The 19,398-nt window shown below is 62.8% G+C and carries 20 protein-coding genes; 14 read left to right on the forward strand and 6 right to left on the reverse strand.

Features of this window, described 5'->3' with window-relative positions:
• Window positions 1-29: 29 nt before the first annotated feature.
• Entirely contained in the window at window positions 30-446 is a 417-nt protein-coding gene (gene dksA, locus ABFC66_RS13915) for an RNA polymerase-binding protein DksA (RefSeq protein ID WP_152216984.1), read from the forward strand.
• 87 nt (window positions 447-533) lie between these two features.
• On the opposite strand, the gene flgH is transcribed toward dksA, so the two are convergent.
• Genes flgH through flgF form a run of 4 tightly spaced genes read right to left on the reverse strand, consistent with a single transcriptional unit; the run spans window position 534 to window position 3,900 of the window.
• Window positions 534-1,298 (reverse strand): flagellar basal body L-ring protein FlgH, encoded by a 765-nt coding sequence (gene flgH, locus ABFC66_RS13920; protein WP_346741565.1) that lies wholly within the window; start codon window positions 1,296-1,298, stop codon window positions 534-536.
• A 29-nt stretch (window positions 1,299-1,327) separates the two neighbouring features.
• The gene (flgA, locus tag ABFC66_RS13925) at window positions 1,328-2,311 is read right to left on the reverse strand and encodes a flagellar basal body P-ring formation chaperone FlgA (RefSeq protein WP_346741566.1); all 984 of its coding nucleotides are present in this window, start codon (window positions 2,309-2,311) and stop codon (window positions 1,328-1,330) included.
• An 11-nt stretch (window positions 2,312-2,322) separates the two neighbouring features.
• Window positions 2,323-3,108 carry a flagellar basal-body rod protein FlgG gene (flgG, locus tag ABFC66_RS13930; RefSeq protein WP_346741567.1) on the reverse strand — a complete coding sequence of 262 codons (786 nt, stop codon included), beginning with the start codon at window positions 3,106-3,108 and terminating at the stop codon, window positions 2,323-2,325.
• A 39-nt stretch (window positions 3,109-3,147) separates the two neighbouring features.
• Complete coding sequence (gene flgF / locus ABFC66_RS13935) at window positions 3,148-3,900, reverse strand: flagellar basal-body rod protein FlgF (protein ID WP_346741568.1); 753 nt, start codon at window positions 3,898-3,900, stop codon at window positions 3,148-3,150.
• A 290-nt stretch (window positions 3,901-4,190) separates the two neighbouring features.
• Here flgF and ABFC66_RS13940 point away from each other — a divergent pair, with 290 nt between their 5' ends.
• From ABFC66_RS13940 to ABFC66_RS13960, 5 genes are all read left to right on the forward strand, one after another.
• The gene (locus tag ABFC66_RS13940; RefSeq protein WP_346741569.1) at window positions 4,191-4,685 is read left to right on the forward strand and encodes a flagellar basal body-associated FliL family protein; all 495 of its coding nucleotides are present in this window, start codon (window positions 4,191-4,193) and stop codon (window positions 4,683-4,685) included.
• 32 nt (window positions 4,686-4,717) lie between these two features.
• Complete coding sequence (fliM, locus tag ABFC66_RS13945; protein WP_346741570.1) at window positions 4,718-5,845, forward strand: flagellar motor switch protein FliM; 1,128 nt, start codon at window positions 4,718-4,720, stop codon at window positions 5,843-5,845.
• The gene (locus tag ABFC66_RS13950) at window positions 5,842-6,330 is read left to right on the forward strand and encodes a DUF6468 domain-containing protein (protein ID WP_346741571.1); all 489 of its coding nucleotides are present in this window, start codon (window positions 5,842-5,844) and stop codon (window positions 6,328-6,330) included. Before fliM ends, ABFC66_RS13950 begins: the two co-directional genes overlap by 4 nt.
• 9 nt (window positions 6,331-6,339) lie before the next feature.
• Complete coding sequence (locus ABFC66_RS13955; protein ID WP_346741572.1) at window positions 6,340-7,113, forward strand: hypothetical protein; 774 nt, start codon at window positions 6,340-6,342, stop codon at window positions 7,111-7,113.
• Between the two features lie 127 nt (window positions 7,114-7,240).
• The gene (locus ABFC66_RS13960) at window positions 7,241-10,654 is read left to right on the forward strand and encodes a hypothetical protein (protein ID WP_346741573.1); all 3,414 of its coding nucleotides are present in this window, start codon (window positions 7,241-7,243) and stop codon (window positions 10,652-10,654) included.
• 3 nt (window positions 10,655-10,657) lie between these two features.
• Here the strand turns inward: ABFC66_RS13960 and fliP are convergent, their stop codons facing one another.
• Both fliP and ABFC66_RS13970 read right to left on the reverse strand, forming a co-directional pair.
• Window positions 10,658-11,380 carry a flagellar type III secretion system pore protein FliP gene (gene fliP, locus ABFC66_RS13965; protein ID WP_346741589.1) on the reverse strand — a complete coding sequence of 241 codons (723 nt, stop codon included), beginning with the start codon at window positions 11,378-11,380 and terminating at the stop codon, window positions 10,658-10,660.
• A 38-nt stretch (window positions 11,381-11,418) separates the two neighbouring features.
• Window positions 11,419-11,799 carry a flagellar biosynthetic protein FliO gene (locus ABFC66_RS13970; RefSeq protein ID WP_346741574.1) on the reverse strand — a complete coding sequence of 127 codons (381 nt, stop codon included), beginning with the start codon at window positions 11,797-11,799 and terminating at the stop codon, window positions 11,419-11,421.
• 248 nt (window positions 11,800-12,047) lie between these two features.
• On the opposite strand from ABFC66_RS13970, the gene ABFC66_RS13975 reads away from it, so the two are divergent.
• From ABFC66_RS13975 to recA, 8 genes are all read left to right on the forward strand, one after another.
• Window positions 12,048-12,503 (forward strand): flagellar basal body protein, encoded by a 456-nt coding sequence (locus ABFC66_RS13975; RefSeq protein ID WP_346741575.1) that lies wholly within the window; start codon window positions 12,048-12,050, stop codon window positions 12,501-12,503.
• 20 nt (window positions 12,504-12,523) lie between these two features.
• On the forward strand, window positions 12,524-12,934 hold the full coding sequence (flgC, locus tag ABFC66_RS13980; protein ID WP_346741590.1) for a flagellar basal body rod protein FlgC: 411 nt from the start codon (window positions 12,524-12,526) through the stop codon (window positions 12,932-12,934).
• 6 nt (window positions 12,935-12,940) lie between these two features.
• Window positions 12,941-13,264: a flagellar hook-basal body complex protein FliE gene (gene fliE / locus ABFC66_RS13985; protein ID WP_346741576.1), complete on the forward strand. Its 324-nt coding sequence runs from the start codon at window positions 12,941-12,943 to the stop codon at window positions 13,262-13,264.
• Between the two features lie 64 nt (window positions 13,265-13,328).
• A complete protein-coding gene (gene fliQ, locus ABFC66_RS13990) occupies window positions 13,329-13,592 on the forward strand; it encodes a flagellar biosynthesis protein FliQ (RefSeq protein WP_152216971.1) in 264 nt (87 codons plus the stop codon).
• Window positions 13,593-13,617: 25 nt separating this feature from the next.
• Window positions 13,618-14,379: a flagellar biosynthetic protein FliR gene (gene fliR, locus ABFC66_RS13995; protein ID WP_346741577.1), complete on the forward strand. Its 762-nt coding sequence runs from the start codon at window positions 13,618-13,620 to the stop codon at window positions 14,377-14,379.
• A 19-nt stretch (window positions 14,380-14,398) separates the two neighbouring features.
• Complete coding sequence (gene flhB, locus ABFC66_RS14000) at window positions 14,399-15,481, forward strand: flagellar biosynthesis protein FlhB (protein WP_346741578.1); 1,083 nt, start codon at window positions 14,399-14,401, stop codon at window positions 15,479-15,481.
• 111 nt (window positions 15,482-15,592) lie between these two features.
• A complete protein-coding gene (locus tag ABFC66_RS14005) occupies window positions 15,593-18,109 on the forward strand; it encodes an ATP-binding protein (RefSeq protein WP_346741579.1) in 2,517 nt (838 codons plus the stop codon).
• Window positions 18,110-18,286: 177 nt separating this feature from the next.
• Window positions 18,287-19,378 carry a recombinase RecA gene (recA, locus tag ABFC66_RS14010; protein ID WP_346741580.1) on the forward strand — a complete coding sequence of 364 codons (1,092 nt, stop codon included), beginning with the start codon at window positions 18,287-18,289 and terminating at the stop codon, window positions 19,376-19,378.
• Window positions 19,379-19,398: the final 20 nt, after the last annotated feature.

Below are 19,398 nucleotides of genomic sequence, written 5' to 3' on the forward strand. Positions count from 1 at the left end.
TGCGTGTGTGTCAGGAGAGATCACCGCGAATGGTTGTCCGCTTACCTAAAGGCTATGTACCGTCCGAGGACGAGCCGTTCATGAACAAGCGGCAGCGCGAGTATTTCCGGCGCAAGCTGGAAAAGTGGAAGGACGACATCCTCCACGAAAATCGCGAGACGCTGCAGCATCTTCAAGAAGAGACGGCACAGCATCCGGATCTCGCCGACCGCGCGTCGACAGAGACGGAGCGTTCGCTCGAACTGAGAACCCGCGATCGTCAGCGCAAGCTGATCTCGAAGATCGACGCCGCGCTGCGCCGGATCGAAGAGGGTACCTACGGCTATTGTGAGGAGACGGGCGAACCCATCAGCCTGAAGCGGCTCGATGCGCGTCCCATCGCGACGCTCTCCATCGAGGCGCAGGAACGCCACGAGCGGCGCGAGAAGGTCTATCGCGACGATTGAAGCTTTGGCTTTGTTTGTGGTCTGAAACAGAAACGCGGCTCCCTTGGGAGCCGCGTTTTGTTTTTATCCCGTTCCAGGATTCGATCGTCAGAACGGCATCACGATGTCGTAGAGCTGCTGTCCATAGCGGGGTTGCTGGACGTCGCTGAGCTGGCCGCGTCCACCGTAGGAGATGCGCGCCTCGGCGATCTGCGTATGCTTGATCGTGTTGGTGTTGGAAATGTCTTCCGGCCGGACGATGCCGCTGATGAGAAGTTCGCGCACCTCGTAATTGACGCGCACTTCCTGACGACCCTCGATGACGAGGTTGCCATTGGGCATAACCTGCGTCACCACGCCCGCGATTGTCAGCTCGATGCTTTCCTTGCGGTCCACCGTACCGGCGCCCTTGCTCGAACTTGCGCTCGATCCGTCGACGAGGCTTGTCGGATCGACGCCGCTCGGCAACACGTTCTTCAGCTTGCCCTCGAAGCCGAGAAAATTGGTGAGGCCGGCATTCTCGGAATTGGCACGTGTACGCTCCGTCGAATTATCGACCTTGGCACTGTCGGCAATATCGATCAGCACGGTGAGAATGTCGCCGACCTTGGCGGCGCGCTGGTCGCGGAAGAAAGCGCGCGAGCCCGTGCGCCAGAGCGAGTTCGGCTCATATGTCACCCTCTCGGGCGCGGGCATCGGCATGCTGACGGGGCGATAGCCCGGCTGCGTCGTCGGATTCTCGATGGGGGCAAGAGCCGGCGCTGCGCCGATATTGTCGATGCGGTCCATCGCACCGCAGCCGCCAAGCGTCATGGCGAGGGTGGCGATTGCTGCAAGGCCGGCAGAGCGCGCGGAAAACAGACGGGAAAACATTGCGGACCTCTTTGTCTACTCGGGCCTGTTCAGGACTTCAGTTCGGTGAGCTGGGGCGCGCCAAGGGCTTCGACGCGGACCATGTTCGGGCCTTCGACGACGCCCTGAACGGTGCGGTTGGAGCGCGGATTGAGAACGTCGACCGTGTCGCCCACGGCGCCGCTCTGCAGTGCGCGGCCCCGGGCCAGCAGCGTCAGGGAGCCGACGGAATAGGTCATGTCGACCTGCATCCCCTTGGCCACGACCAGCGGCGCCTGCACATCCGTCGTGCGGATCGGTTCGCCGAGCCGGATCGCGTGTCGTGGCGACATGCCGACCAGCTGGTTCAGAGAGGTGACGATGTTCTGGCTGACGCGCATGGCGGGCAGGCGCACCCAGTCGATATCCTGCGAACGCACCACGTCGCCCGGTGCGACGTCGCGGGTGAGAACCGGAACATCGGCGACCGGATAGGCGCGGCCGGAAATCCGGCGAAGGGGCGCGGTGAGATCGTTGGCGGGCGCGCGGACGAGAGCGTCGAACGCTCCGGTGCGCGGGTTCGTGGCGATCTGCTCGACTTTCACCGTGGCGGGAGCCCCGATGCCGACCTGGATGCCCGAGGCACCATTGGCAAAATCGACCTGCAGCTTTGCGCTCGGCGCGAGCGAGGACGTGGCGGCGATGATTGCGGAGGCGACTGCGGAGGAAACCTCTGCATCCGGAACGGCGACGCCCGAGCGGGCGACGGTCACATGGGTGAGACCCGTCGTGTTGCGCCAGGCCAGCCCGTTGCGACGGGCGGCAAGTGACACGCGGGAGACGGAAATGTCGGTCGTGAGGCCGGGGGCAGGTGCGTCGGCGACGACGACGCCTGCGGCGTCGCCGGCATCGTCGAAGAGATCGCCAAGCGTCACCGCATTGCCCGACACGGTGACGTCCGAGCGCAAGGTGGCGGCGTCGGCACCCGCGGCGAAGCCGGTCAGTGCGGTGGCGGCGGCGAGCATCAGGACGGAGTGGCGGAGGCTGGAAAGCATCGCAGTCATTCTCACTTCAGGTTCGACGTGACCGACATCATTTCGTCGGCGGCAGTGATGACCTTGGAGTTCATTTCATAGGCGCGCTGGGCGGTGATGAGGCTCGAGATTTCCGTGACCGCGTTGACGTTCGAGGTTTCAAGGAAGCCCTGCAGCAACGTGCCGACACCGGTCGAGCCGGGCGTCGCAACGGAAGGCGAACCGCTTGCCGCGGTCTCGAGGAAGAGATTGTCGCCCTGCGGGTCGAGGCCGGCGTCGTTCGGGAAGGTCGCGAGTTCGAGCTGGCCCACCACCTGCGCCGTGGTCTGACCCGGCATGGTGGCCTGCACCTGGCCGTCCTTGCTGATCGTGATGTCGGTGGCGTCGCTCGGAACGGTGATGCCGGGCTGCACGGTATAGCCGTCCGAAGTGACGATCTGGCCCGTCGCGCTGAGCGAGAAATTACCGGCGCGGGTGTAGGCGTCTTCGCCGCTCGGCAGCTGCACACGGAAGAAACCGCGGCCCTGGATGGCCACGTCGAGCTTGTTGCCCGTGTTGTCCATGTCGCCCTGGTTCATGATGCGATAGACCGAACCCGTCTTGACGCCGAGGCCGATCTGCACGCCCGAGGGCACGACAGTGCCCGTATCGGAGGAGTTCGTGCCGACGCGGCGCAGGTTCTGGTAGAGCAGATCCTGAAACTCGGCGCGCTGCTTCTTGAAACCCGTCGTGCTCATGTTGGCGATGTTGTTCGAGATGACCTCGACATTGAGCTGCTGGGCCATCATGCCTGTGGCGGCGATGCTGAGCGCTTGCATGGATCGGGTTCCTTGACCTTGTTACGGGGCGGTTGCGGCTCAGGCCGCGGCAGCGATTTGTGAAATGGCCTGACGACGCATGTCGTCGGCGGCCTCGATGAGCTTCTGCGCGCTTTCGTAAGAGCGCTGGACGGTCATCATGTTTGTCATCTCGACGATCGGCTTCACGTTCGACGCCTCGATCGAACCCTGAACGACGCGCACCGACTGAACGGGAGATTCGGTCTGGGTCGTCGAGAGGAGGTTGTTCTCCTCGCTCTTCATGTCCTGAAGATTGGCGAATGTCGTGATGCCGAGCTTGCCGCGGACCTGCTCGGAATTGGCGGTGCCGGGCCGCGAGGTCGTGATCGTGCCGTCGCGGGCAATGGTGATCTCGCCTTCATCGGCGCCGAAGGTGATGGGCGAACCGGAATCCGAAAGAACCGGATTGCCTTCCTGGGTCACGAGCTGGCCGGAGCCATCGAGCTGGAAGTGACCGTCGCGCGTGTAGCGTACACCCTGCGCGGTCTGGACCTTGAAGAAGCCCTCGCCGGTTATGGCGACGTCGAGCGGGTTGCCCGTCGTCTGGATGGCGCCGTCGGCGACATTGCGAAACTGGCCAAGATCCTGAACGAAGGAGAGGCTCTTGTCGGGGCTTGCCTCGCTGGCGACCGGCATGACGTATTCGTCGAAGAGCATGCTCTGGGACTTGTAGCCGCTGGTGTTCATGTTCGCGATGTTGTTCGCGATCACGGACATCTGGCGCATCATTGCGCTCTGCCGCGAAAGTCCGATGAGTATTGCGTTGTCCATGGCGGTTCCGAAGTCATGCCGTTGGTGAAGCTCGCCACACCATGTGCAGGGCCTGTGCCAGAACGATATTCCAGAGATTTCAATAGGTTGTTTGTTTCGGCGCGGCGCGCGGCGGCGCCTCATGGCAGGCTTTACCGGGCAGATCTTGCCGGGAGGCGCGCAGCCCCCCGCAACGCTTCATTAACTAAAATCAGCAAATATTCAGATGTGTGCAGGGCATGGGCGGAATGCGTCCCGGCGCACTTTGATCTGAACCGGTCGCGTCGCCGGTGGGCAAGGGTGGGGTAGTTATGGCAGCAGCGATCAGCGACGATGCTTCAGCCGATGAAGCGGAAGTCGCCGTTCCCGCGAAGCGCAAGCTGAGCGGCAAGGTTCTCGTCCTCTACATTATCGCTCCGCTCATTCTGCTTGGCGGTGCTGGCGCGGGCGTCTATTTCTCGGGCCTTCTGGGCGGCGGGGAGAACGCAAAGCCCGTCGCTGCCGAACCCGTCTTTTACGACCTGCCGGATTTCCTCGTGAATCTGAGCGGGCCTGCGCCGCAGCACTTCCTGAAGATGAAGGTGTCGCTGCAGGTGACGGACAAGGAGTCCGTGAAGCGCCTCGATGCGGAACTGCCGCGTGTCCTCGATGGCTTCCAGACCTTCCTGCGTGAACTCCGTCCCGACGATCTCGAAGGATCTGCGGGCATGGCGCGGGTCAAGGAAGAGCTTCTGCGCCGCATCACGCTCGCGATCCAGCCTCCGATCGTCAGCGACATTCTCTTCAAGGAAGTCATCGTTCAGTAGGGCGGTTGCCCGTACGGGAAGAAGTGTAATTCATGGCTGACATCGACGATATCGATCAGGACGAAATGGCCGCCGCCATGGCCGCCATGGAGGACGACGACACGCCGCAGCCCGAGTTTCGCGCTGCACCGGAGCGCGTTCTCAATCAGGACGAGATCGACAGTCTGCTCGGCTTCGAGATCGAGAATGAAGATGGCGCCGACAAGTCCGGCATAAGGGCAATCATCAATTCGGCGCTCGTCTCCTACGAGCGCCTCCCGATGCTCGAAATCGTGTTCGACCGGCTGGTGCGTCTGATGACGACGAGCCTGCGCAACTTCACCTCCGACAACGTCGAAGTGAGCCTCGACAATATTTCGTCGATCCGCTTTGGCGATTATCTGAACTCCATTCCCTTGCCCGCGATCCTCGCCGTTTTCCGCGCGAAGGAGTGGGACAATTACGGCATGTTCACCGTCGACTCGAACCTCATCTATTCGATCGTCGATGTGCTTCTTGGCGGACGTCGCGGCACTGCGGCGATGCGCATCGAAGGGCGGCCCTATACGACCATCGAGCTCAATCTCGTCCAGCGCATGATCGAAGTCGTGCTGCAGGACGCGAAAGCCGCCTTCGAACCGCTCTCTCCGGTCAATCTCGAACTCGACCGGATGGAGACCAACCCGCGCTTCGCCGCCATCGCGCGGCCTGCGAATGCCGCCATTCTGGTGAAGCTCCGCATCGACATGGAAGATCGTGGCGGCCGCATTGAAATGCTGCTGCCCTATGCGACGCTGGAACCGATCCGTGAGCTGTTGCTTCAGATGTTCATGGGCGAAAAGTTCGGTCGTGACTCGATCTGGGAAAGCCATCTCGCGACCGAACTCTGGTCGACCAAGGTTCCGCTCGAAGCGGTGCTCGACGAGCAGAAGCTCACGCTTCGCGACGTCATGAACTTCAAGGTCGGACAGACGCTGATGCTCAACAACGGGCCTGACGCGCTGGTCGAGATGCGTTGTGGCGGTGTGCCGCTCGCATCGGGCCGCATCGGGCGCATGAGCAGCAATGTTGCCGTGCGTATCGAGCATGGCATCAAGAAGACCAACCGGACCGAGGCGATGGAGGCCGCGATGGCGGCGAGCCAGGCTGGTGGGCCGAATGTGACTGGAGCGCGCCGATGAATTTCCTCGAAACCGGATTGCCTTTCGACCTTTTGCTTGAGGGCATCGTGGCGATGCTTCTCGTCGCGACCATTGGCTATTGCGCCACGATCGACCGTCGGCTTCGCGCCATGCGCTCGGGGCAGGACGGACTTCGCGATCTGATCCACGAGCTTTCTCTGGCGACCGGGCAGGCGTCGGAAGCTATTGCCCGTCTGCGCGATGCGTCGAACGCCACGGGCCAGAAATTGAGCGAGCAGGTTTCGCGGGGCAGGAGCCTTGCCGACGAACTCGCCTTCATGCTCGAAGCGGGCAACGACATTGCCAACCGTCTCGGCAGCATCGAGGCGCGCCGCGCACCGGCCGGAATCGTGCCCAATCTGAAGCCGGCCGCCGGTCCGCGTCAGGCCAGCGCCACGCCCGTACGCGACGCAGGCAAGGGCACTCCGTCGCAGCAATCGCAGGCCCAGCATCCGCTGCTCGATCTGCTTAAGCGGGCTCGCTGAGGTTTTCCGATGTTCAACCGCCTTCGTCTCCTGCCGACCGTCATGCTCTGCGCCGGGTTGTTGCTCGGGCTCAAGGTCGTTCACCTTGTCGGCGGACTCGAAAGCGTGATCGCCATATCGCCTGCGCGCGCTGCCGAGCACGCCGCAACGGACAAGCCATCGGATGCCGCGGAGAAGGGACAGAAGCAGGCTGTCGTTCCCGCGCCGCCGCCGGTACCTTCGGAGCCGGCCATGAGCCCCGCGGAGGTTGCCGTTCTGGGCAGCCTCTCCCAGCGCCGCGAGGAACTGGACAAGCGCGCCAAAGACGTCGAAATGCGCGAGCAGCTTCTCGCCGCAGCCGAAAAGCGGGTGGAAGAGCGGATTGGCGAGTTGAAGCAGATCGAGGCCAGCATCAAGAGCCGCATCGCCGATAATGACAAGGCGAACGAGGCGCGGCTCGCTGGCGTCGTGAAGATGTACGAAACGATGAAGCCCAAGGACGCTGCGCGGATTTTCGAGCGGCTCGACATGGGCGTTCTGCTCGATGTGACGAAGCGCATGGAGCCGCGCAAGCTTGCCGCCGTGCTTGCCACCATGGACCCGGTGACCGCGCAGGAGCTGACCGTCGAACTCGCGACCGGCGACAAGTTGCCTGATGGCACCGATGCGGCACCGGCCGTCAAGGATATCAAGCCGTCGGCAGAGGCGCCTGCCCAGAGGCCCGCCCAGACGCCCGCGCCCCAGGCCGCACTTCCCGGCGCACCGGCAGCGGCCGCCGACGCACCGTCGGGCAAGCGCGTTTGATTTGCCGTAAATCGACAAGAACTTCATCGATTTAAGCGTCACTTAACTCCGCATATCTATTCTTCCGCCTCAGAAGGCTGGCTGCACGTTTCCGATGTGGCCTGCGAATGAACTGGCGGACAGAGAATTGATCGAGGCCGGTGGGCAGCATCTGAGACGACGAATCGCGGCGTGGAGTATTTCGGCGCTGCTGCTGCTCGCGTGGGCGCTTGTTGGTGCCGCTCCGGCCAATGCGGTGGCCAACGTCTCAGGCAATTTTATCGAAGCGGACGGCTATGGACGCATCGTTCTCACCTGGCCGGGCGGCGTGCCCGGTCATGTGGAAGCGGTGACCTCGGGTGTTCTGGTCGTCAAATTCGACGAAGCATTCACGACCGACCTGTCGGAATTCATGCGCCAGATGCCCAACTACGTGGCCATGGCGCGGCAGGATGGCGATGGCAGGACGCTGCGCCTCGCGCTGAAGTTCGACTATTGGCTCAACGTCCAGCAGGCCGAGAACAGCATCTATCTCGATCTTCTGCCGCGTGCCTGGGCGGGCAAGGCGCCGGGGCTGCCGCCCGATGTGCTGGCGCGGCTGGCAGCGGTATCGGCTGCGAAGAAGAAGGCCGCCGAAGACGCGAAGCTCGTCAAGGATATGGGCATCGTCGATCCGGGCGCGCCCCTTCCGGCCTTGCGCGTGCGTGTGGCTCGCCACGATGGCATGACGCGGCTCGTCTTCGACTGGAACCAGCCTGTCCTCTATTCAGTCGTTCAGCAGGAAGGCGCAGCGACGATCACCTTCGATCGCCTGGCCAAGGTTGCGCTCGCACCGATCCGTGTCGACCCGCCGCCCTATCTCGAAACGATCAGCGCGCTGGAGCGAGATGGCAGGCTCTCCGTCTTTCTCAAGCTGAAGCCGGGCGTCGGTGTCACCGATTTTCGCGAAGATCTTGGCGTCGTGATGGACTTGAAGCCGAGGGCGGAGATCGGCGCGCCGGCCTCCGTCGCGGAAGAACCGCGCGAGCAGCCGAAGACCGAAAAATCTGCGGACGCCACGCCGCCCCCGCCGGCGCATGCCCCGAAACGGATTGCGCCGCCGGTGAGCGAGAAGCCGCAAGCGGCAGAGGCCGGCAAGCCCGTCGCGGGCGCTGCCGCCATAGCCGCCGTGCCCGATACAGCAGAGCAGGTGGCGCCGCTCAAGGTGAGCACAAACACGATAGGCGGGCGCACCGAAATAGTATTTCCCTGGACCGTGCCGACAGGCGCGGCCGTTTTCGTTCGCGCCGACACGCTTTGGGTCGTCTTCGACCGAACCGTGCCGGTCGATATGACCGCGTTCCTGCGAAATGCTCCGAAATTCATCGGCAGGCCTCGCCCGATAGAGATCGAAAACGGTATCGCGCTCGCGTTTCCCTTGCGCCAGAGCCACATGATGGTCAGCGCGGCTGAAAATGGAACGGAGTGGCGGCTTTCACTCGGCGAAGCGCCCGCCGGCGCCGGTCGTTCGATCAATGTCGAGCGCCGTTGGCGCGATACGGGCGAGGGTGTCGTCGGTTTCGATCTGAAGGATGCGCGACGCATCGTCCAGATCAACGATCCGGTCGTCGGCGACAAGCTGGAGGTCGCCACAGCCCGCGCGCCGGTGCAATCGCTGCAGACGCCGCGCAGCTTTGTCGAATTTCAGGTGCTGCAAACCGCGCAGGGCCTTGCCATCGTGCGGATAGCTGACGATCTCAATGTGACTGCCGCGCCGGACTCGGTGATCGTAACACGACAAGGTGGCCTGACGCTCTCCGCCGACAATTCGGCGCTGCCGCATGATGCGTCGCCGTCCTACGCGGGCTTTACTGATTTCGCGGCCTGGCGCGGCACGAGGGACTACAACGACGAGCGGAAGGACCACGAAGCGAAGATTGCGATGGCCGCCGCCGAGGATGTAGCGGCGGCGCGCGTGGATTATGCCCGGTTTCTCGTTGCCAATCAGCTGGGGCCAGAGGCGCTGGCCCAGCTTCGGCAGGCCGAGCAATCCGATGGCGGGCTCAGCTCGGATGCGGGCTTCGCTGCGCTGAAAGGTGTCGCAAAGGTCTTCGCTCATCGATATGCCGAGGCGGTCGCGGACTTGTCTGCCAGTACGCTGGCGATGGACCCGGGTGCTGCGATCTGGCGCGGTCTGGCCCGTGTGGAACTTGGGCAGATGGCGGCGGCCCAGCGGGATTTTGATCTCGCTTCGTCGGCTATCGCCAGGCTTGAGCCGAAACTCGCGGCGCACGTGAAGCTCGAGGCAGCGCGGGCGGCTGTCGCCATGGGCGATCTGCAGGCGGCGGGTGGTTATATGAGGCTGCTGCCCGACCGAAGCGGCGATCACGCGTCGGATGCGGAAGTTCTGCTGGTCAAGGCGCAGATCGCCGCGGCTCTCCACCAGACCGAAAAGGCGGCGGCGCTTTACGACGATGCGATTGCGCAGGGCGTGCAGCCTTTCGTTGTACAGGCGCGCCTGGAAAAGGCCTTGATGTTCAATCGCGCTGGAAAGCTCGACGACAAGCGACTTGTCGCGGAACTCGAAAGGCTTCGCATGATGTGGCGCGGGGACGATCTCGAGTTGCGTATTCTGACAGCGCTTTCGGAGCGCCAGCTCGCCACGGGCGACGTCGTGGCGGCATTGAAGACGATGCGCATCGCGACGGTGAACTTCCCGAACAGCGACGATGCGCGGGCCATGGGCGCGCAGATGCCTGATATCTTTGCCGACTATTTCATCAATGATGGGGCATCGAAGCTGCCGCCCATTCAGGCCCTGAGCCTCTATTACGACTTCCAGGACCTGACGCCGATCGGCAGACGGGGCGACGATCTTCTGCGTCATCTGGCCGAGCATCTCGCCTCGCTCGATCTGCTGCCGCAGGCCGAGACGCTGCTGCGCTACCAGATCGAGCAGCGTCTTCATGGCGGTGTCGCCAAGGCGCAGGTGGCGGCGCGCCTCGCAGGCCTCTATCTCCTCGACCGCAAGCCGCAGGAAGCGCTCGAAATCGTTCGCGACACGACGCAGAACGGACTGCCCGAAGATCTCGACGAGCAACGCCGCCTGATCGAGGCGCGCTCGCTCGGCTCGCTCAAGAAATATGATCTGGCGCTTGATCTTCTGTCGGAGATTCCGGGACGGATCGCCGAGGTTCTGCGCGCCGACATTCTCTGGGAGGCGCAGCGCTGGGACGAGGCGGGGGCTGCCGCAGAGGCCGTGCTGGCCGGGGCGGATGGAGCGAGACCGCTCACCGACGACCAACGCTTCGATGTCATGCGCAGCGCGATTGCCTATGCGATGGCCGGGAACGAAGAAGGGCTTTCGCGGTTGAGGACGCAATTCGGAAGCCGCATGGCGGCGACCTCCGATGCGAGCGCCTTCGCCGTTGTGACGGATGCCATCGAGAAGAACGGTGTGGCCTTCCGCGAACTCGCCAGCCGCATCGCCTCTGTCAACACGATGGAGCGCTTCGTCAATTCGCTGAAGAAGAACGACAGGGTGTCGGCGCTTGACGGCACCGCCGTCGCCGCGAACGAATAGCGTTCAGCTTCCGAAGCTCTGGACCAGGCTTCCCGCGATCAGCGCCCATCCGTCGACCAGCACGAAGAAGATCAGCTTGAACGGTAGCGAGATCGTCACCGGCGGCAGCATCATCATGCCCATCGACATGAGGACCGATGCGACCACCATGTCGATGACGATGAAGGGTAGGAAGATGAGGAAGCCGATTTCAAACGAACGCCGCAACTCGCTGAGCATGAAGGCCGGAACGACGACCTGAAGAGGAAGGTCCTTCGCTTCTTCGGGTTCCGGGGTCTTCGAAAGATCGACAAAGAGCTTCAGATCCTGCTTGCGCACCTGGGTCAGCATGAAACCCTTGAAGGGCAGGCTCGTCTTTGTGAAGGCCTCCGCCAGCTCGATCTTCTTTGCCATCAGGGGCTCGATGCCGTCGTGATAGGCCGTCGTGAAGGTCGGCGTCATGACGAAGGCGGTGAGAAAGAGTGCGAGGCTGATGATCACCGAATTCGGCGGCGATTGCTGAAGGCCCATCGCCGTGCGCAGGAGCGACAGCACCACCACGATGCGCACGAAGGACGTCACCATGATGAAGATCGACGGCGCGAGGCTCAGCACAGTGATGAGAGCAACGAGCTGTACGACGTGATCCGTCAGGCCGAGATTGTCGGCAAGATCGACCTTGATCGACTCCGCCATCGCGGCGTCGGACATGGCGAAGGCGATGAAGGCGCCCAGAACGCCGGCCACAAGCGGCGCATGGCGGAGGACGAAACTGGAAAAGCGGTTCACGCGCGGCGCTCCCTGATGAAGTCGACGATACGCTGGAACTGAAAGCCGGGGGTGGGGCCTACCCCATCGGGCATCGCCGCGGAGGAGGGTTCCGGCATGGCCGGCGCATCGATTCCCGTTTCGATGAGAAGGTTGTGTTCGCCACCCATCAGGATCAGATGCTCCTTGCCGTCTCGGCGGACGAGGATCAGGCGGTGCTTGGCGTCGAGCACCTTTATCTCGCTGACCGAGAGACGCTTCACCGCGCCGCCGCCAAAGCTGCCGGTCGCGAAGCCGAAGCGCCTGGCGGCATAGGCGCAGACGCCGATGAGCCCGATGATGAATGCGAGCGCGGCAACGAAGCGGAAGATTTCGGTCAGGTCCATCGGTGTGCCCATCAGCCGGGGCGTCCCGTTGCGGGCCGCTTCCCTTGGGCACAATTTGCCGGGTCATGCTTAATGACGGGTTAAGGCCCGCAAAAATCCGCCATTCCGACGGTTAACGATTTCTGAGATCGCTAGGTCATTTTTGCCGCGTTAGGACGATTTTAACCTTGGGCGGCGAAGACTGCCCTTGCCGCCAAGGAATGCGTGGCCTGCGAGCTGACGTGAGACCTGTCTGAAGCACCCAGAATGGGAGCGTGCAGATGGCCTCCATTGGGTGCGCGACCATGTCCATAGGCGATATTCCGATCCTCTCGATGATGAAGCAGCGTCTGCACTGGCTGACCGAGCGGCAGCAGGTGCTGGCGCAGAACGTCGCCAATGCGAATACGCCCGGCTACATGGCGAGGGATCTCAAGGAGCTCGATTTCGGCGCGATGGTGGATGCGAGCGGCACGAAGCTCACGCCGGTTGCCACCAGCGCCGCACATATAGGGTCGCCAGTTCCGAGCGCGGGCGAGGGGCTGAGCCTCGGTCAGGCGCGCGGCGGCGAACTCATCAAGAAGGCCGACTTTGAAACCACGCCGAGCGGCAACTCGGTCACGCTCGAAGACGAGATGGTGAAAGTCGCCCAGACCCAGATGGATTACGACACGGTGACGAGCCTCTATTCGAAGAGCCTCGGCCTCATCAAGCTCGCGATCAGCGGCAACTCGTAAGGAATGCCAGAATGACCGCCATGGACCTTCTGAAATCGATGATGGTTGCCGCTTCGGGCCTGAAAGCCCAGAGCGGCCGCATGCGCATCATCGCCGAGAACATCGCGAATGCGGACTCGACCGCGACGAAGCCCGGCGGCGATCCCTATCGCCGCAAGATTCCGACCTTTCAGGACAGCCTTGATCGCTCTCTTGGCACCGAGACCGTGCAGCTGGGGCGCCCTGTCCTCGACAATAGCGACTTCCAGATGAAGTACATGCCGGGCCATCCCGCAGCCGACGCCAACGGCTATGTGAAGATGCCCAACGTCAACGGTCTCGTTGAAGCCATGGACATGAAAGAGGCGCAGCGCTCTTACGAGGCGAACCTCAATCTCATCCAGGCGTCGCGCCGGATGATTTCGCAAACCATCGACATTCTGAAGCGGTAACGCATCATGGCCATTCCAGCGACAGTAGCCCTGAATGCCTATGCCCGCGCCGCTGGCATGGGTGGTGGCGCGGCGGCCCCGCAGGCGGGCGCTGCGAAGGAGGCGATGGGCGGCAGTTTCGGCGATTTCCTCGAGAAGGCGATCAACGAAACCGTCGACACGGGCAAGACGAGCGAACGCCAGATGGCGGCGACGGCCGGGTCCAAGGACGGAAGTCTTGTCGATGTCGTGACGGCGGTCGCCGAAGCCGAGACGACGCTGCAAACCGTCGTCGCCGTGCGCGACAAGGTGATCGCGGCCTATCAGGACATCATGAAGATGCCGATCTGAAGCTTCGGGCGTCTGCGCGGCCAACACAATTCAAGCTGATCGATTTAAGGAAGTGGGTAGGGGAATGACAGGACCGGAAGTGCTCGATCTCGCAAGGCAGAGCATCTATGTGCTGCTCGAGATCTCGGCGCCGATGATGATCGTCGCGCTTGTCGTCGGTATCGCCATCGCGCTCTTGCAGGCGCTGACGCAGGTGCAGGAAATGACGCTGGTCTTCGTGCCGAAGATCGTTGCGATCTTCCTGGTCATGCTGCTCGCGCTGCCCTTCATGGGACAGGCGCTTTCGGGCTACATGAACCTGATCGCCCAGAAGATCGTCGCCGGCTGAACCAGGGCGAGAGCGGGGGCGCGTCATGGTCGACATCGATTTTCTGCCGCAGACGGGCTTCGTGTTCATGCTCGTCTTTTCGCGCCTCGGCACCATGATCATGCTGATGCCGGCGCTCGGCGAGGCGTCGATCCCTCCGCGCGTCCGGCTCATTTTCGCGCTGCTCCTCACGGGCGTCATGATGCCGCTCGTTTCGGGCTCGTTCGGCGCCATCCCCCAGACCGTGCCGGGACTTGCAATGGCGGTCTTCTTCGAAGTGGCGATCGGCATCTTCGTCGGTCTGTCGGCGCGGGTCGTCATGAGCGCGCTTCAGGTCGCGGGCAACATCATCGCCATGCAGATGGGACTCTCCTTCGCCCAGACGGTCGATCCCACACAGGGAACGCAGGGCGTCATCGTCTCCACCTTTTTCTCGATGCTCGCCGTCACGCTGATCTTCGCGACCAATCTCGATCATCTGCTGATCGCCGCGATGCGCGACAGCTACGAGCTGTTCAAGCCGGGGCAGGCGCTGCCGGTGGGCGACTTCTCACAGATGATGGTGAAGGCGGTTTCGGGTGCGTTCAGGCTCGGCGTACAGCTTTCGGCGCCGCTGGTCGTCTTCGGCCTCGTTTTCTATGTCGGCATCGGCATTCTTTCGCGCCTGATGCCGCAGATACAGATTTTCTTCATTACCGTGCCGGCGAATATCGGCTTCGGCTTCGCGCTGCTCTTTCTGATCCTCGGGGCCATGATGAGCTGGTTCCTGCAAGGGTTCGAGCAGTCGATGACCCTGTTCGTGCGTTGACGGAGGCGAGCGGAGCGTCATGTCCGAAGAAAACGATTCCGAAAAAACAGAAGAACCGACACACCGAAAACTAGAAGAGGCCGCAAAGCGCGGCGACGTCGCAAAGAGCCAGGAAATCAGCGCCTGGTTCGTGATGCTGGGTGCGGCCATGTGCATCGGCCTGATGGGCAGCTCCTCGGCGGGCACCATCATGCATGCCCTCAAGATATTCCTCGCCGCGCCGGACCAGATTCCGATGGACCGCGATCATTTGCGGGTCATGATCCTCGGGCTCGGTGCGACCGTTTTCGGCGCGATGGCCATGCCGCTCGGCGTGCTCATCGTCTCGGCTCTTGCCGGCAACCTCGTGCAGCATGCGCCGGTCTTCACAGCCGAAAATCTCAAGCCTTCGTTTTCCAAGCTCTCGCCCATGAAGGGGCTGGAGCGGCTCTTCGGCAAGAAGAGCCTCGTCAATCTCGTCAAGAGCATCATCAAGTTTGTCGTCGTCGGCATGGTCGTCTTCGAAATCGCATGGCCGGAGCGCGGACATCTGGCCCTGATGATGACCTGGGATGTTTCGCTGCTGCTGCCGCTCGTTCGTGCGCTCGCACTCAAGATGTTCGGGGGCGTCATCGCCGTCATGGCGATCGTCGCCGGCGTCGACTACCTCTTCGAGCGCATGCAGTGGATGAAGAAGCAGCGCATGTCGTTTCAGGAAATCAAGGACGAGCACAAGCAGTCGGAAGGCGATCCGACGGTCAAGGCGAAGCTGCGCCAGATCCGGGCCGAACGCAGCCGCAAGCGCATGATGGCCAATGTGCCCAAGGCGACGGTCGTCATCATGAACCCGACCCATTATGCCGTGGCGCTGAAATACGAGAAGGGCATGGGCGCGCCGGTTTGCGTCGCCAAGGGCCTCGACGCCATCGCCTTGAAAATCCGCGCCATAGCCGAGGAAAACGGCGTTGCGGTGGTCGAGAACCCGCCGCTCGCTCGCGCGCTCCATGCCTCAGTCGAGATCGATCAGGAAATCCAGCCCGACCATTACAAGGCGGTTGCCGAGGTCATTGGATATGTCATGCGTCTTAAGGCTAAGATCGGCGGACGGAGACGCGCCAGGTGATTCGGCCGCTCTTGCCAATCAACCTTCATGAATTCGGGGCAGAACTCATGAGGCGGGGCGAGGTGCGCCGTATCTGGAATCTGCGCGCAAGGCGGCTTTGGGGGCATGCCGATGACCGAAACATCAGCTGATCTGGCTGAGCTGGAACGCAACGCGCTCGAACGCGAGCCGCGGGCGCGGCTTTCGGCCCGGCAGATATTCACGCTGGCGGGCGTTGGCCTCGCGGGTCTCGCGATCCTGCTCGATGTCATCGGCTTTCATGCATTCGCCCTTCCTGGCGCGCTGACCATGATCGGCACGATCGGCGCTGCGGGCATCATCCTTTTCGGTTTCAGCTCCACCATTTCGCAGGATATGAGCCGGGCCCCTGCTGCGGCGGGCGACGCGCTCAATGCGCTTCCCGATCCCTGCTACGCGACGGATCGGCGCGGCGCCATTCTCTTTGCGAATGAGGCCTATCGCAGTCTCATCGGCTCCGTGAACGCGGAACGTCCAGCGCCGCTGGAACGGTTGCTCGTCGGCCGGGAGGGTCACGCGGAGACGCTTTACAGGTTGGCCCAGGCCGCCCGCACGGGCTTCCCCGCCGAGGAGGAAATCCGCTTCGCGCTGCGTCCCGGCCTTTCTGAGAGCACCTATAAGGTCGTCGTGCGGCCGCTCAGCGGTCCGCAGGGCGGGGCCGTGTGGCTGCTGCGCGACCTGACCGTCGAGCGCGGACGCCTCGACCAGGCCGAGCACCAGTGGCAGCGCGCTTCAGCCTTCCTTTCGGCCACGCCAATCGGCTTCTACACGGCCGAGCTGACCGGTGAGATTCTCTTCGTGAACAGCAGGCTTGCCGATTGGCTCGGCATGCCCGCGGATCACGTGTCCGGACGGAAGCTCAAGCTCTCCGACATTCTGCTCGGCGATGTCGCCGGCCTCGCCCTGGTTTCCGACATCGAGGGGGCGCCCGTCGTGGATGCCGACCTCAAGGGGGCGGAAGGGCAGCCCGTGCCGGTGCGCATCCTGCGTTCGCTGGTACCCAAGGCGGGCCGGGAAGGCGAATTCATCAGCTGCGCGCTGGTGCTCGACCGCGCAACCTCCGGCGAGGCGGAGGGGCACGCCCGCGATGCCGAATTGCGCTTCGCGCGCTTCTTCAACAATGCGCCGATCAGCATTGCGACCGTCGATGCCGAAGGCCGCATCGACAACGCCAACAGCGCCTTTCTCTCCTATATGGGCGGCAACGTGACCCGCGGGGTGGCGCTCACCGATCTTCTGGCCGAGGAGGATCGCCCGGCGGTTCTCGAAAGCCTCGCCGCCCTGCGCAGTGGCCGGCGGCCCGGCCCGCCGATCGAGGTACGTCTCGTCGATCGTCCCGAGCGCGTCGGCCAGCTTTATGCGAGCCGCGTGGATGCGGGCGAGGGCGGAAGCTCCACCGTCGTCTACCTGATCGACGCGACCGAACAGAAATCGCTCGAGCTTCAATTTGCCCAGTCGCAGAAGATGCAGGCCATTGGCCAGCTGGCGGGCGGCGTGGCGCATGACTTCAACAATCTTCTGACCGCCATCATCGGCTTCTGCGATCTGCTGCTGGCGCGCCATCAGGCGGGCGACCCGTCATTCGCCGATGTCATGCAGATCAAGCAGAATGCCAACCGCGCCGCGAACCTCACGCGGCAATTGCTCGCCTTCTCGCGCCGCCAGACCTTGCGGCCCAAGGTTCTTTCGCTCACCGACGCGCTGGCCGAACTTCAGAACCTGTTGTCGCGCCTTCTCACCGAGAAGGTCGAACTCAAGATCGTGCATGGCCGCGACCTCGGGCTCGTCAAGGTGGACCAGAACCAGCTTGAGCAGGTCATCATGAATCTGGCGGTCAATGCGCGTGACGCCATGCCCGACGGTGGCAGGCTGACCATCCGCACCGCCAATGTGTCGGAAGAGGATTCACGCGCGCTCGACCACGCGATGATGCCGCCCGGCGAATATCTCTTGATCGAGGTTGCGGATACGGGCACCGGCATCCCGAAGGAAAATCTCGGCAAGATCTTCGAGCCCTTCTACACCACCAAGGACCCCAGCAAGGGCACGGGCCTCGGCCTTTCGACCGTCTATGGCATCGTGAAGCAGACGGGCGGCTTCATCTTCGCCTATTCGACGGTGGGCAAGGGCACGACCTTCCGCATCTATCTGCCGCGCTATTTCGAGACGCCGGCCGAGGCAAAGGCCGAGGCGGAGGCTCAGGCCGCCGCCGTTGCCGCCGAGCCGACGGACCTCACCGGCAAGGGCACCATCCTCCTCGTCGAGGACGAGAACGCGGTGCGAACCTTCGCGGCCCGTGCGCTCGAGACGCGCGGCTACGAGGTGCTTCAGGCCGATTGCGGCGAGGCTGCCATCGCTCTCGTTCAGGATTTCGAGGGCAAGATCGACCTCGTGGTGTCGGACGTCGTCATGCCCAACATGGACGGGCCGACCATGGTCAAGGAGCTTCGGAACCGGATTCCGGCGGCGAAGATCATCTTCGTTTCGGGCTATGCCGAGGATGCCTTCGAGAGAAGCCTCGACCCCGAGCAGCAGTTCCATTTCCTGCCCAAACCCTTCTCGCTGAAGCAGCTCGCAGCTGCCGTGAAGGACGTCATGGGCAAGGCCTGAAGGCGATTCTGCATCCGGCGGTTGCAACGGGTTGAAGGCGTCGGAACATCATTCGAACATGGGCGAGAAAGTCTTTTTATATCAATGAATTAACTTTCTTCTTGCGGATGGGAACAAAACCGGTACATTGACTTCGGATTGCTTCGCTGTGGCCAGCATGAAATAAGGGGAACCGGAATGTCGAAACCTGCGATTCAGCTCGTTGATAAGGGCGATAAGACCGATATGGACAAGCAGAAAGCCCTCGAAGCCGCCCTCAGCCAGATCGAGCGTTCGTTCGGCAAGGGCTCCATCATGCGGCTCGGCAAGAACGAGCAGGTGGTCGAGATCGAGGCGATTTCGACGGGTTCTCTCGGCCTCGACATTGCGCTCGGTATCGGCGGTCTTCCGCGTGGCCGTGTGATTGAAGTTTACGGTCCCGAATCCTCCGGCAAGACGACGCTCGCTCTCCAGACCATCGCTGAAGCCCAGAAGAAGGGCGGCGTCTGCGCCTTCATCGACGCTGAACATGCGCTCGACCCCGTCTATGCCCGCAAGCTCGGCGTGGCGCTGGACGACCTTCTGATCTCCCAGCCCGACACGGGCGAGCAGGCGCTCGAAATCTGCGACACGCTGGTCCGCTCCGGCGCGGTCGATGTGCTGGTGGTCGACTCGGTCGCCGCGCTGACCCCCAAGGCCGAACTCGAAGGCGAGATGGGCGACAGCCTGCCGGGCCTTCAGGCGCGCCTGATGAGCCAGGCGCTGCGGAAGCTCACCGCTTCGATCTCCAAGTCGAACACAATGGTGATCTTCATCAACCAGATCCGCATGAAGATCGGCGTGATGTTCGGTAGCCCCGAAACCACGACCGGCGGCAATGCGCTGAAATTCTACGCCTCCGTCCGTCTCGACATTCGCCGCATTGGCGCGATCAAGAACGGCGAAGAGGTGGTCGGCAACCAGACCCGCGTGAAAGTGGTCAAGAACAAGGTCGCGCCGCCCTTCAAGCAAATCGAATTCGACATCATGTATGGCGAAGGCATCTCCAAGACGGGCGAACTGGTCGATCTCGGCGTCAAGGCCGGCATCGTCGAGAAGTCGGGTTCCTGGTTCTCCTATAACAGCCAGCGCATCGGGCAGGGCCGCGAGAACGCCAAGCAGTTCCTTCGGGACAATCCCGACATGGCTGCCCAGATCGAGCAGGCCATCCGCCAGAATGCCGGCCTTATCGCCGAGCAGATCATGGAAGGCTCGCCCGAGGACGATGGCGACGTCGAGGCCAGCGCCTGAAGGGCGTGTCAAAGTTTCTC

This window comes from Parvibaculum sp. (genome assembly GCF_039680535.1).
Taxonomy (GTDB): Bacteria; Pseudomonadota; Alphaproteobacteria; order Parvibaculales; family Parvibaculaceae; genus Parvibaculum.